Below are 14,250 nucleotides of genomic sequence, written 5' to 3'. Positions count from 1 at the left end.
ACGCTGCCGTATCAGGCGGCGTCGTTTCTCACATGCACGATCCGGTGATGAAAGTGATCGCAGACCACGACCTCGTTGCGGCCGATCAGTTTCAGCCAGCGTGGCTGGTTCAGCAAGGGTGTGCTCGAATCCGGCACCCTGGACAGTTCCCAGATCAACGCACCGTCCAGGGTTGCCGCGAGAATGCGGTTGTGGCCCGTGTCGGCAATCGCCATTGTACCCTCGGGGCTCACTTCCACATAGCGGGGATGATGCAAGCGCAGGGTGGCATCCTTTCCCTGCAGCGTGCGGATCTCCCGCACCTCCCTGCCGCAGGCATCGACCACGACGATGCGGTGATGGCCGGTATCGGCGATGATGATACTGCCGTCCTCGAGTTGCTGGGCGCTGTGCGGATCCTTGAGCGTATCGGACCCGGGGCCGCCGATTCGCAGATGTATACACCCGTCCCAGTCGGCCACCACTACCATATCCTGCCCGGAATCGGTGATCAGCAGACGGTCGTCAGGCAATAGCCGGACATCATGCGGATCATCCAGCCCTTGCAGGCCGTGCGACGCAATCTGTGCCAGCTGGCGCATGACACGCCCGGTCGCCGAGACCTCGACGATACGCGAGTTCCGCGCATCGGCAACGAGCAGCGAGCCGGACGGCAGCAGACGCACGCAGCGCGGCCAGAACAGGCCGGGATTGCCGTGAAACGGCCGCTCCGTAATCCGTTCGGCCTGCAGTTCGATGATCCGGTCATGGGCAGTATCGGCCACCAGATATGCGCCGCTTTCAGTCACCTCGACGGATCGCGGATAAGACAACAGGCGACGGGGCACGACCGGCGAGCCGTAAGACCAGACGATGTAGCCGTCCCGATCCAGCACGATGACCCTGGCATTGCCGGTATCACAGATCAGGCAGCTGCCGTCATCGAACAGGCTGGCGTATTGCGGATCCCGCAGCGTCCCGTCATGGGGCAGTATCTCGCAGCCTGTGCCATCGGAATCGACGAGCAGGATACGGTGATTGCGCGTATCGGCAATCACCCTTTGCCCGCCTTTGGATTGGACGATGGAACCGGGACTGGAGAGATGATCCAGGGTCCTGGCGGGATGCTTGGATACACCGAATTGCCAGATCAGGTTTCCCTGGCGGTCCAGTTCCATGCCTATGTGCCGGATCGGATCGGCAAGCAGCAGCGTGTCGGCTTCAGTCAACTGGATACTGGAAGCGATGCCGATATGGCTGACATGCACCGGCAGATGCCATAACAACTTGCCTTGCCGGTCGATCTCAACGAGATCCATATCGTAGGCACGGTTGAGGAACGCCACCAGGAAAGTGCCCTTGCAGGTCCAGGTGACGAAACGGGGCAGGCGTTTGCTGAGCGTGTCCAGATACAGGCAGTCGCTCATGTCACCCGTAGGAGAAGTGATCAGCAGTTCCCACTTGGTACGCCGCAGGATCGCCATGGATCCGTCGTCCAGCAGACAGCCGAAGCCGTCATCGATGCCGTTTTTGAGCGAGTCGTAGAGAACAGCACCCGCGGCGTCTACCCGGAGTGTACGGCAGCCGAAACTGAAAGGGACCTGCTTTTCCTTGCCAAGTTCGTCGACAATCAAGTACGACCCATCGTGCGCGCGCTGGGCGAATATCGGATGTTGCAGCAGATTGCCTGCGCCCGGCGCCGGCATGGGCGCTGAACCGATGCCGGCCTCCTTGATCAGCTTCCAGGACATTAATCCCATCTCATTTCATACGGTGCCGGTAACCAACCCGACCTGTGTTGAACTGTTCTCGGCTGCAGCCCCCCAGGGGCTGCAGCGCCTCCTCGCTTCGGCGCCATGCCGGATACGGCTGGCGCAATATGCCCCGGCCTGCCGCACCCCGTAAATCTGCCCACCGGCTCCGGTGTTCTTGCATATTATGACAGCTCATGATACCTGTGAATCGGCGGGCGCATAATACCTCCCGATCGATTCTTTACGGTGAATCCATGGCCGCAGACACGGGTATAACAGGTGCCGCAGTAGCGCCGGAACGAGCACTGCCCACTGCCGCCGGCATTCGCACTAACAGGACCCACTGGGATTCCCAAGGTAACACGCATGAATATTCACGTAGCGTTCGATGCCCTGTGCAAGGAAATACGGTCTGTTTATCCGTCACTCGAGTTTACGATCCTCGAGATCGGCGCCATACCGACTGCCGGCAACAAATCCGAGCCATTCCATCAGATTCTCAGCGAATTCCCAGGCTCCAGGATACATGCGTTTGAAGTGGATGACGCCATCTGCGCGAAACTCAATGCCGCGGCCGATGACGGTATGAGATTCCATGCGTTGGCTATCGGCAGCAAGCATGAACAACGCCCCTTCTATATAACCAATCACCCCATGTGCAGCTCGCTGTATCAGCCCAATCACGAACTGATTTCACAGTTCAACAACATGGAAGAAAGTTATCTCAGGGAGTCGACGCACATCAACACCGTAACGATAGATGAATTCCGCGAAGCGGAGCAAATCGAGGGCATCGATTTCATCAAGATAGATATCCAGGGCGCCGAACTCGATGCGTTCAAGGGTGCCGTAAACTCCCTGACCAACACTGTTGCAATCGTCACCGAGGTCGAATTCATCCCGCAGTACACCAACCAGCCGCTATTCCGTGATGTGGACGCCTTTCTGTCAGACAACGGGTTCATGTTCCACAAGTTCTTCACCCTGAGAGGAAGGGCACTCAAACCCGTCACGGTAGCCAACAACCCCATCGCACCTTCCTGGCATTTCCTTTGCGATACGATGTATGTAAGACGGATTTCCGACTGGGACAGCATGGAGCCGGCGAAACTACTGAAGCTCGCAGTGCTCGCATATCTGTATGGCAGCCCGGACATATGCTTTCGGTGTCTGCAGATCTTCGACAGCATGCAAAACAGCCGGCTGCATCAATTCCTGATGGAATCCAGCAGGTTTTACAACATCCTCGCTTCGCTACGGCGCGCCTTGAGATACCGCTCAGCCTGGCGCACCTGACCGGCCAGACGGGCGGTACTTGGCTGCCACGCCGTTGCGAAGGGATCGGCAGGCACGGAGCATCGCAAAAACTCGGCAAAATCCGGCTGCCGAATCACGCTGGAGTGACCAGTCACGTCACGTCACGTAAGCGGCGCGGTCCCTGCATCTGTTGCACAGCGCAGCTGCGCATATTCGCCATTTGCCGCCGCGAGCTCCGCAGCCGTCCCCTCCTCGACCAGCTCTCCGTCGCGCAGCACCAGAACACGGTCCGCCAGTTCGGCCAGTGTCAGACGGTGCGTGATACCGAAAATCGTACGCTGCCTGCCCAGCGAAAGCAGGTTATCGATGATCCGCTGCTCCAGATCCATATCCACGGCACTGGTCGCCTCGTCGAGGACTAGTATCGGAGCGTCGCTCAATACCGCACGGGCTATGGCTATCCGCTGCCGTTGCCCGCCGCTCAAACGCACGCCGCGCTCGCCGACAACTGTCTGAATCCCATCGGGCAGCAGCGGAATAAAGTCGCTGACACACGCAATTTTCATCGCAGTCTCCAGTTCCGCCCGCGTGGCGTCTGGTTTGCCGATCTTCAGATTGAACTCAATCGTGTCATTGAACAGATATACATCCTGGGAAACGTAGCTCACGGCACGATAGAGGCTCTGCACATCGATGTCGCGGACATCGACACCATCAATAAGCACCTCGCCCCGGTCAGGATCGTAAAAGCGCTGCACGAGCTTGGCGACAGATGATTTACCGGCACCGCTACGACCAACCATGACCACGAGTTCACGCGGCTTGATACTGAATGTAACGTCCCGCAGCACTGGATCCGCGGTATAGGAAAAGCTGACATGCCGGAATTCCAGGTTGCCGTGACAATCCGAGAGTATGCGATGCTGACGTTCCACCACATCATCATGCTGCTCTTCGAGCAGCTCGAAAGCCCGCTCACCTGCAGCCAGCCCCTGGGAAAGCAAGGCGGTGCACTCCCCCATCCGTTTAGCGGGATTCTGCATCAGGTACATTACCATCAAGAACGACAGCAGCTGGCCGCCCGTCATCTCCTTGTTGAGCAGGGCCTGGCCCATTATGAGCAACACGACCGCAAGCGTGATGCCTGCGATCAGCTGAATAAGTATAGTGGGCGCCGTACCCACCTTCACGCCATGCACCTGCGCCTGGTAGTAGTCCTGGTTGACCCGGGAAAACCTGTCTCTCCAGAAATCGGCCAGGCCGAATCCCATGATGAGTTCTATGCCGCCTATCATTTCGGACAGCCTGTTGGCTACGTTGCCGAGACTGGACTGAATTCGCCTGCTGATCACTGCTATGTGTTTGGCCATTTGGCGCAGAATCAGGCCGGCGGCGACCACAACCGCGGTGCAGATCAGCCCCAGGGTCAGATGCTGGTAGAGCATCACCCCCAGCAGCAGCAGCAGGGTTACCGCGCTACGCACCAGCCCCATCAGCGATGCGATTGCAAACACTTCGAGGACTGCAACATCATTGATCACCCGCGTCACCAGGCTGCTGGATGGATGCTTGACGAAATAACCGAGGTTGTGCCGCATGAGGCTGCTGAACAGGTCCGCACGGATATTGCACGTCACGTGAACATTAGCTGACTTCGATACCGTGAGATAAGCCCACTCCAGGACTGCATGCAGGATGAACAACAGTGCGACGACCCCGCACAGCAGCCAGAGCATGTGGATGCTCAGCGGCCCCGCAATGAACCTGTCCACCGCCGGCTGGATCATCCATGCCTTCGCCGCAGTCAGGATGCCGCCCAGGAACAGCAGCACCAGGGCGAGCAGATAGGAGCGCCATACCTGTAGCAGGTATGGCAGGATACGCCGCAGACCGGATGCGGTTGGCACAGGCTTCACTCGGGATTCTCCTCGCGCGACCGCGGTCCTGGCCAGGGAAAGGTGGGCCGCGGTTTCTTATCGTTCTTGATTAACACGATGTCATAGGGTGTTCAAGGACATGGACTTTGGTCTAGGTCTCTTTTATTCTATTTTTATTGTTGTTGCCAGCGAATTCTAAGACAGGTGCGGATTCGGGTACGACAGCGCCCGCACACGTCTGCCGGAGCCCGCGGATTACAATGCCAGATCAGAATATACTCATATCATCCACCAGGTACGACGTTGGCGCGCTCGAGGCGGATGTTAAGGCCGCCCGCCAGGCCATGGATTTCGGTACGGGTGTCTATGGACACAGCCTGTCGTTGCCGCGCGCAAGCGACATCGAACCCAGCTACCGGGAACACAGGAACAACGTACCCTACGCCGATGCCCTGGAGCTCTGCCCCCTGTTCGCGGGGATCTTTCATGGTTTCCTGGCGCCAAAAGTTTCGTTTCGGCTGCTGCGCCGCACGGCGGGCAGCGCCTACTCGATCCATGACGACCGTGACATGGGCGAACACATCGTCCGCATGCAACTGCCGGTAATCACCAATCCCGGTTCGCTATTCATGATCCAGAAGGATGGAGCCGAGCTTGAGCCCATCGCACGGCGTATCGCGGAGATTACGCGCAGCGGCCAACCGCTCGTCTTCGACTATCCACGCCTCGTCCAGTCCTTTGGCGAGTGGTTCGACCTCTTTACCCTGGAGCCGGGGTATTTCAACCTCATCGAAACGAACAAGGTGCATACCCTGATCAATGCCGGCACGACTGACCGGGTTACGCTCGCAATCGACTTGCTTCGCAACGACTGGCTGGATGATTGGCTTGCGCGCAATATCACCGGCAAGATAGCACCGCTCCCCCCGGACAAACTGCCCGCAGGCACCTGGGAGTGGAGCGCCCTGCAGCATGGCCTCCTGTGCCACCCACGCTTGCAGCTGTCCTGAGCCTGCAGCACAGGTGGATTTACCGCGGCAACGGCGCTTCACTCCAGCTCGACTTCCGCGGACAGGGGAAAATGGTCGGAGGGATAGATCCCGTTCATATGATCGTACAGTATGCGTGATTCGATCACCCGCGTTCCCCGGGGTACCAGGATATAGTCGATCTGGCCCCGGCTCGATATGTCACCGTAGCCTGAATCGGGGCTACCGGCAGCCTCCGCAGCCGGATTGACCGCTGTCAAGGTGTCGATCATCGGCATGGGCATGGTGGCGATGCCGCCCTGCGCATCCGGATAGTCGCGCCGCCCGGTCAGGAACTGCAGCCGGGGCTGGTCGTATCTGCCGTTGAAGTCCCCCAGCAGCACGACGGGATCGGCAACGCGCCGGCTCTGGATCCACTGTCCCAGCAGCACCCCGTCCAGCTCCCGGCCGCGCTCGGACGAACGGTCGTCGGCATGCAGGTTGAGCACGTAAAACTGCCTGCCGCTGCTCCGCTCGCGCAGGTTCACCCAGACGAAATCCCGCACGCCGACGTTCGTGCCCTCCCGCTCCGGCAGCCGGCGCAGTATCTCGTGCCCGCTTTCCATCACCGCAAAGCGGTCCGCGCGATACAGGATGCATTCGTCTCCGGGCGCCTGCGGCAGCGGAAACATGCCGAACCCGGGCAAATCGGTTGCAAGCTGGATACGCTGCCCCTGCGACGCCTCCTGCAGGCCGACGACGTCGGCGCCGTGGCGGCGCAGCACCTCCAGGATCATCGGCTTGCGCTGACTGAAGCCCGAGGCGACATATTCGCCGTCCTGCTGGTAGCCTTCCCAGAGGATATTGAAGGTCATCAGCCTGAGCCGCAGCCGCACGGCGCCGGCAGGCCGCACTGCGGGCGTCGCGCTGCCCGCAAGCGCCGGCACCGCAGTGGTGGACGGACCCACGGCATGCTGCGAACACGCCCACAGCGAGATCGCTGCGCAAGCTGCCAGTCCCGTGTTCACGAGCCGCCGGGCGACGCGCAGAGCCGAGCGCGGCACGCTGCCGCCCGGCCGCGACGTGCAACGCGCGCCGCCGGCAAACCCCGGCAAGGCGGCGCGGCACACACGCAGCCCCCCCTGTCTCATGCCTTCCGGCGCGCCCGCTCCGCCAGCAGGCCGAGGGTGTGCACCATCCCCCACGCGCTGAGTATGATGATGTAGGGATCGACGGGAATGCGGTAACGGATCTTGCCCCAGAAGGCGGCGTACCCCAGCGCGAAGGACAGCACCATGATGACCAGCAGTGCCAGCTCCCGGCGCCGTTCCCGTGCCTGCCACAATACCCGCATGCCGACCAGCGCGAAGACATAGAGTGTTGACACACTGACTATGCTGACGGCATTCACCAGCTTCGAACCGAAGCTGGTATAGCGCACGAAATTGGGGCGGTGTTCGTGTGCCCAGTCACGGTTATACTGCTCGAGCAGGTTGACGCGGCGCGGGTACAGTTCGAAGAAGGAGATGAACTCGACCGGGAAACGCCGTGCCATGTCGGCGACCTTCAGCCACAGCGCGCGGCCCGGACTGCTCTGCTCCACGGCTGCGCCGGCATCCGCCCACGGCGTCACCTCGGTGAGCGTGCGGGCCTCGATGGGGACCAGCCGGTGATAGACCTGGGCGTTGCGGACGGTCCAGGGGGTCAGCGCCGCCAGCGCGGCCAGCAGAAAGACGGCGGCCAGCCGGAACCGGCCGGGACCGCGCCGCCACAGGAGCCAGCCGGCGACGCATACGATCGCGCCGAGGACAATGGGCTTGGCCAGGGCACCCAGCCCGAACAGCAGACCGGCGAGCGCACAGCGTGCCCCATAGCCACGCGCTTCCGGCCGGTTGATCAGACTAAGCACACCGGCGAGCAACAGCAGCGTCAGCAGGGTTGTCGGATAGATCAGGCCGGCAATGAACACCCCCATCGGGTAGAGACTCCAGAGGATACCGGCCACGGCGCCGACGGCGGCATTGCCGCCACGTTTTCCAAGCGACGCAATCAGCACGGCGAGTCCGGCGCCGAGCAGCGCCTGTACGCCGCGGGTTGCGGTGATGCCGTCGCCGATCACGGCATAGATACCGGCAAGCAGCAGCGGGTACAGCGGTGCCCGGCCATAGTCGTCCGGAAATTCGCCCTGCGCGAGCAGCTGGCGCGCAGCTGCGGTGTAGATGTGTTCGTCGGCAAAATAGTAGCCGCCCTGCAGGGTGAAGATGAAAATGATGCGGACGACCAGGGCCAGCAGGAAGATTGCACTCAGTGTCTTCGACCAGTTACCGGAGAGTGCATTCAGGATGCGAGCGTACATGCGGGTTCCTGCCTCAAATCGCTTCACCTCGACGGCTTGCGGAAGGTGGTGCGGTGCGCGTTCGTGGTATGGCCATGCTACCTGAGTGCAACGCGGCAAGGCCAGAGCCGAGGCATTCCCGCAGACCATCCCGCGTCTCGGCCCACGCCGCAGTACAGCCAGCGCGGCACCGTGGGCAGGCGTCGCGGTACGGCAGGGACACCGGGGTCAGCCTGCCACGGTCGCCATGCCAGGCGTGCATTCTGCGGCTTGCAGTATCGCATGCCGCGCAGGCCTGCCGTCTCCTGCCGGCGTCGGTCGCGGTGCGCTGCCGCCGTTCGCATGCTCGACCCCGAATGCCCCACGCCTGGATCGACGGATACGCCGTCATCACGGTACGCGGCCCCGGTGCCTGCGTTTGCAACCTGTCAGAATTGGCAGCGCCGGTTCCGCTGCACAGGTGCAGCACACACTGCGCGCCGTCAGATCAGCGTGTTGCAAACATGCACCGGCAGGTCAAATCTGGCAGTCGGCATGACGCTCCGTGTCATGCACCGGATCAACCATCGACCGGATGACATATCAGAACTTTATGATGTTCTTATTTTTCAGCTAAATAGCGAAGTATTAATACTTTTGTGGTAGGATTTTTTAGGGTTCAGTACCACCTGACAATAATTGCGTAACCCTGGCGTCTTAGGCACATAGATCCGTAGCTACTGCTGCAGCGCTGCCTGCAAACAGGTACTGAAACCTCGGGGAAGTCCATGCGGGGAACCGATCATACACGCATGGCTCAACAAAACTAATTACGTATCGAGGCAGGATTTCAGCCATGAAAACAGATGCCATAACAACAATCCAATCGCTCCCGCTCGGCCAGGATTCGGAGGAATGCACCATCACGTTTTCCGAGATTGCCAGACTGCCGACCAGTCACGGTGAATTTCAGGTCCGCGTTGTCCGGGACAACGCCGGCACCGAGCACGTCATCATCTACAAGGGCGAGATCGAGAACGCAGACATCCTGGACGTGCGCGTGCACTCCGAATGCCTGACCGGCGAGGTGTTCGAATCCATGCGTTGCGACTGCGACCAGCAGCTCGACTGGGCGCTGGATCACATCGAGACCCACGGTACCGGCATGGTGATCTATCTGCGCCAGGAAGGGCGCGGTATCGGTCTGTTCAACAAGATCCGCGCCTACGCCCTGCAGGACGCCGGACTGGACACCGTGGAAGCGAACCAGGAACTCGGCTTTCCCAGCGACATGCGCACCTACGAAATCGCGGCCGCCATACTCGATCGCCTCGGCATCGGCTGCATCAACCTGATCACCAACAACCCGCGTAAGCTCGACGCCCTGCGCACGCACGGCATCAGGATCAACCGGAGAATTCCCATCCTGATCGAGCCCAACGATCACAACAGGCATTATCTCAAGGTCAAGGGTGACAAGCTGAATCACCTGTTTTGAACAAGCCAGGACTCTTACCGGCCGGGCGTGTCCAGCATGACAGCGCCGCACAGGCCGGGCCGCTGGACAGGTCGACCGACGAGCCTGCCGTTATCCGTTCCGTGCGGAACCGACTCGCCGCTGCCGTCGCCGCGAAGCGTGCGCTGCCGCGCCCGGCGGTCACGCTCTCGTTTGCGCAAAGCCTCGACGGCTGCATCACGGCCTGCCAGGGCTCATCGACCCCGATCAGCAGCGACCAGTCCATGCTGATGACCCACCAGCTGCGCGCCATGCACGATGCGATCCTGGTCGGCATCAACACCGTCCTGGTCGATGATCCGCGCCTGACCGTGCGTCATGCCCATGGACCCGATCCGATCCCGGTCGTGCTCGATTCACAGCTCAGAATCCCGCCAACGGCCAGGCTCCTGCAACACGCCGGTCGCCAGCCGATCATCGCCACCCTGCCGGACGCCAGCCGGGAGCGCGAACAGCGGCTGGTGGCGGCCGGTGCGCAGGTCGTACGCGTGCCGGCAGCACCCCACGGGGGCGTGTGGCTTGCCGATCTGTTCCGCTGGCTGCACGCGCAACAGATCGGCTCGCTGATGATCGAGGGTGGATCCAGGGTCATCTGCAGCGTGCTCTCCGATGCCCTGGCGGATCAGGTGGTGCTGACCATCGCACCGAAGTTCTTCGGCAAGAACGGGGTGCGCGCCGCAGGCTCGCTCAACTGCGTACGCTCCCCCGCCACGCCCCGCCTCGCCAACGTCGCCGTCGAGCAACTCGGTGACGATCTGGTGGTCTGGGGTGAACTGGCGCAAGATGACCCGCAGGCTGCAGGCCGGTAACGACACGCATAGACAGCCCCCGCCCCGATGTACATAGATGGCCTCGTCTTCGGCTTGCTGGACACTTCCGGAAGGATTCCGGATGCCAGACTGGCCGACAAACTCCGCAACTTCACGCTGGCCTGGTCGCGCTTCGGATATCACGACGACATCCTGGAACACGTAGCGCTGCGCGCGCTGCTGCAGGAGGCCCTGGAACGCGGCTACGACTACTGCCTCGTCCAGTCCTACGGCCATGTGATCGGCGAGACCTGGATCCCCAAGCACTGGGAACAGGTCGACTTCCAGACCGCCCTGCAGCGCTGGATCGACAGCCGGGACTTCTTCGTCACCGGCACCATACTGCACACCGCGACGGGCTGGTACGGCCTGGCCGACGACTGCCTGCTGGTCAACCTGCGCCAGTACGCGGCGCTGGGACAACCCGAGTTCGGGCTGCCCGGCACTACGGTCGCTGACCTCGCCGTCCCCGCCGCCGTCATGGCTCCGGATGGCGAACGGGTGCAGGCACTGCAGCCCGCACCGGGCACGACGCAGACGCAGGTGCTGCATGCGGGGTGGAACTTTATCAACGCCAGCCTGCGCGGCGGCCTGGCCGTACTGAACTTCGACCGCTCTCTTGACGGTGGTCGCATCAACCTGTTCGATCCGTCCCCGCAGGCCATGCAGGCGTTCAGCGGCTATCTGGATACCGAACTGCCGGACTACTCCAGCGCCGTACCCGATCCCCGCCTGGCGGACGGTCAGCGTCGCTTCCTCGACTCGATCGATACCCAGGTGAAGGACTCCCGGAAAGGCGTGTTCCTGTTCAACCTGGAGTCGTACCGTGATGTCACCGAGCAGCCGGAGTCGTTCGCCCCGCCCCTGGCGGCACTCTACGCCGTGGCCGCCGGTTTCAAGCCCAACATGATGCTGCATGCGCTCGGCTTCGACGAACGCACGCGCATGGTGTTCTACGATTACAGCAGGACCGCGCTCGAGATCAGGCGCTGCATGCTGGCCGAATGGAACGGCGAGGACTTCCCGCATTTCGTGCGCTACCTGATGCAGAAATTCCCCTCGGACGAGGTGTTCTACCAGCTCTGGGCCAATCTCGGTCCGGACTCGATCAACTGGCAGGACCTGGAACAGCTGTGGCAGGACGAGATCGGAAAATGGGGCGGAGAAGCGGTGTTCAGGGAACACTGGGCAGCCTACCGGACGCTGCGCCACGAATACATCGTGTGCAATCTGCTGCGCGACCAGAGCGCACTGCTCGCTGCGATCGACGCGCATCCCAGTTCGGCGATCTGGTGGAGCAACGCGTTCTTCACCATCTACAGCAACTGGCTCTACACCGCCGATGAACGCAAGGCGATTTACGATGACTGGCTGACACGGCTGGTGCAACGCAACCCCGGCATCCTGCTCTACGGGTCGGATTTCAACAACATCAACGTCAATCACATCCGCGCCGGAGACTATCTGGCGCGCTACCAGACCACGGGCGGTGATTACCTGAGACCGGCCAGACTGTTCCGGCATGAACTGCGGCTGTAGCACAGCTGAACGGCAGCACCGACGGCTCGATCTGCACCGTCCTGCCCGCCGCGATACGCACACGTGCGCCAGCAACAGCGCTGCAGCGCCGGCACGCAGCGACTGGCTGAGCGCTCAGCGCGCAGCTGGCCACCGCGCGCATGCCGGAGCCCCCGGCGACCGGCCTTACCGGCAATCAGACCCGCGGTCTATACTCGCCGCCTGCCTTGGCAGCCGCCCGCATATCGTCCGCAAGCAGGAAGCCCGCCACATGTTCGTCCGCACACAGCCAGACAGCACGCCAGCGCATGCCGCAGCGAGTCGGCAGCCTGCCTGCAGGCTGCGCAACAGACTCGATACATTCCGCGTTGCCGCCGCCTTGCTGCTGTTGCTGCACGGCGCTGCTGGCCGGGCTGTCACGGTCACTGCCGGCCCGGACCTCACGCTGGACCCCAACGGACTCACGCCGCTGGCAGCGCTCCTCGAGCTTGCCACGGACCAGCCGGCACGGGTCACGCTCGCAATCAGCGGCGCCGGCACCAGCCGCACCCTCGAATTCGCTGACTACCGTACGGGATTCGCGCTCCCGGTACTCGGCCTCAAGCCGGGTACCGACTACGCGCTCACGGTCACACTCACCGATACGGCCGGCCGGAAGCAGGTGCTGGAGCCGACACTGCAGGTGAGCACAGCCCCATTACCCGCCGACTTTCCACGCCTGCGGCTGGTGACCAGCACGCCCGCACTGATGGAGCCGGGTTACACCATGACGGGGCGCTTCATCCGCATCGGTGGCGACCGGGATGTCACCCTGGTCCCGGGCGCCACCGTGCTGAACGAAACCCTGTCGCATTGGCTGTGCTGGGCGGCGGGCGATCTGCTGGGCTGGGGCACCTGCAGCACCACAGCCTACACCGTCATCGTCGATGCCGGCGGCGAGGTGGTCTGGTATTCGACCTTGGGCGAAATCAATAACTATCAACTGGGGAACGGCTCCCTCCTGTACCGCAAGGGTGAGGACGTCGTGAATGTCGACATGCTGGGCAACGAGATCCGGCGCGTTACCCTGCAGGATCCGGGAACCGAACTCACGCACGACATGTATCCGACCCCGGACGGGCACTTCCTGAGTATCACCATCGAGCAGGCGACCCTGCAGAACTTCCCCACCTCCGACAGCGACCCGCAGGCGCCCCGTGCCACGGCCGCGGTGGAAGACAACCCGATCGTGGAATTCGATGGCGACGGCAAACTGCTGCATCACTGGCCGTTGGCTGCAATGCTCGATACGACCCGGATCGGCTATCACTCGCTCACCAAACGTGCGCTTGGCTACGATTGGGTGCATGGGAATTCCGTGATCGAAGATTCACGCGATGACTCAGTCATCATCTCGCTCCGGCACCAGGATGCCCTGGTCAAGTTTTCCCGCGCGACGGGTGCGCTGCAATGGATCCTGGGCCCGCATGCCAACTGGTCGTCCGCTTTCCTTCCCTACCTGCTCACGCCGGTCGGGGAACCCTTCGAATGGCAGTATCACCAGCATGCACCGATGGTTACCTCCGCAGGCACGATCCTGGTTTTCGATAATGGCAACAACCGCGCCAGCCCCTTTGATGGCAACCCCAAGGTACCGGACCGCAAAAACTACAGCCGGGCGGTGGAATTCGCGGTCGATGAACAGCGCATGGAAGTGCGGCAAGTCTGGGAATACGGCCAGCACATCGCTGCCCCCATGTATGCCGGCCATATCGGCGATGCGAACCAGTTGCCGCAGACCGGTAACGTCCTGATCACATTCGGCGGCACCAGCTTTACCGGCGGCATCCCCAATGCCGAGCAGGGGCTGGGCGAGGTATCCACGCGGATCGTCGAGGTCACGCACACGACCCCCGCCCAACCCGTGTTCGAACTGCTGGTCTACGAGCCGGCGCCGCACGCCCGGCTGCAGATCTACCGCAGCGAACGTATCCCCGACCTGTACCCGGTCGATACGGATGCCGACGGGATCCCGGATTTCCGGGACAACTGCCCGCTGGTCGCGAACGGCCCGCTGCCGCCCGGCGACTACGTCAGCAGCCAGCGGGATACGGATGCTGACGGTACGGGCGACGCGTGCGATTCCGTGCCTGCCGATCCGGCCATGCCCGCCCCCGCCGGACGCGCCGGCACGGCTGCTAGCGGCGGTCGCTAGCGCTGCACAATGTACAGGCGTACCTCAGCGCCAGCGGCTTAGCCGTTACGCAGACGCTGCGCGC

The 14,250-nt window shown here is 62.1% G+C and carries 10 protein-coding genes; 6 read left to right on the top strand and 4 right to left on the bottom strand.

From position 1 onward, the window contains the following. Positions 1-11: 11 nt before the first annotated feature. A complete protein-coding gene (locus R3F42_00165; GenBank protein MEZ5540447.1) occupies positions 12-1,730 on the bottom strand; it encodes an NHL repeat-containing protein in 1,719 nt (572 codons plus the stop codon). Between the two features lie 369 nt (positions 1,731-2,099). On the opposite strand from R3F42_00165, the gene R3F42_00160 reads away from it, so the two are divergent. Then, the gene (locus R3F42_00160) at positions 2,100-3,029 is read left to right on the top strand and encodes an FkbM family methyltransferase (protein MEZ5540446.1); all 930 of its coding nucleotides are present in this window, start codon (positions 2,100-2,102) and stop codon (positions 3,027-3,029) included. Between the two features lie 122 nt (positions 3,030-3,151). On the opposite strand, the gene R3F42_00155 is transcribed toward R3F42_00160, so the two are convergent. After that, positions 3,152-4,906, bottom strand: coding sequence for an ABC transporter ATP-binding protein (locus R3F42_00155; protein MEZ5540445.1), 1,755 nt, complete (start codon positions 4,904-4,906; stop codon positions 3,152-3,154). A gap of 221 nt (positions 4,907-5,127) precedes the next feature. On the opposite strand from R3F42_00155, the gene R3F42_00150 reads away from it, so the two are divergent. Beyond that, positions 5,128-5,877: a hypothetical protein gene (locus R3F42_00150; protein MEZ5540444.1), complete on the top strand. Its 750-nt coding sequence runs from the start codon at positions 5,128-5,130 to the stop codon at positions 5,875-5,877. 38 nt (positions 5,878-5,915) lie between these two features. Here the strand turns inward: R3F42_00150 and R3F42_00145 are convergent, their stop codons facing one another. Both R3F42_00145 and R3F42_00140 read right to left on the bottom strand, forming a co-directional pair. Continuing rightward, complete coding sequence (locus R3F42_00145; GenBank protein MEZ5540443.1) at positions 5,916-6,899, bottom strand: endonuclease/exonuclease/phosphatase family protein; 984 nt, start codon at positions 6,897-6,899, stop codon at positions 5,916-5,918. Between the two features lie 83 nt (positions 6,900-6,982). Then, the gene (locus R3F42_00140) at positions 6,983-8,191 is read right to left on the bottom strand and encodes a glycosyltransferase family 39 protein (GenBank protein MEZ5540442.1); all 1,209 of its coding nucleotides are present in this window, start codon (positions 8,189-8,191) and stop codon (positions 6,983-6,985) included. 814 nt (positions 8,192-9,005) lie between these two features. On the opposite strand from R3F42_00140, the gene ribA reads away from it, so the two are divergent. The 4 genes from ribA to R3F42_00120 all read left to right on the top strand — a co-directional run bounded on the left by ribA (position 9,006) and on the right by R3F42_00120 (position 14,186). Beyond that, positions 9,006-9,647: a GTP cyclohydrolase II gene (ribA, locus tag R3F42_00135; protein ID MEZ5540441.1), complete on the top strand. Its 642-nt coding sequence runs from the start codon at positions 9,006-9,008 to the stop codon at positions 9,645-9,647. Continuing rightward, complete coding sequence (locus tag R3F42_00130; GenBank protein MEZ5540440.1) at positions 9,644-10,474, top strand: RibD family protein; 831 nt, start codon at positions 9,644-9,646, stop codon at positions 10,472-10,474. The genes ribA and R3F42_00130 overlap by 4 nt, the downstream gene beginning before the upstream one ends. A gap of 27 nt (positions 10,475-10,501) precedes the next feature. After that, positions 10,502-12,013 (top strand): hypothetical protein, encoded by a 1,512-nt coding sequence (locus R3F42_00125; protein ID MEZ5540439.1) that lies wholly within the window; start codon positions 10,502-10,504, stop codon positions 12,011-12,013. A 250-nt stretch (positions 12,014-12,263) separates the two neighbouring features. Continuing rightward, positions 12,264-14,186: an aryl-sulfate sulfotransferase gene (locus R3F42_00120; GenBank protein MEZ5540438.1), complete on the top strand. Its 1,923-nt coding sequence runs from the start codon at positions 12,264-12,266 to the stop codon at positions 14,184-14,186. The last annotated feature ends 64 nt before the right edge of the window (positions 14,187-14,250 follow it).

This window comes from Pseudomonadota bacterium, assembly GCA_041395565.1.
GTDB lineage: Bacteria > Pseudomonadota > Gammaproteobacteria > UBA9214 > UBA9214 > UBA9214.
The sequence above is the reverse complement of the archived record's forward strand: the minus strand, read 5'-3'. Positions and strand labels throughout refer to the sequence as shown.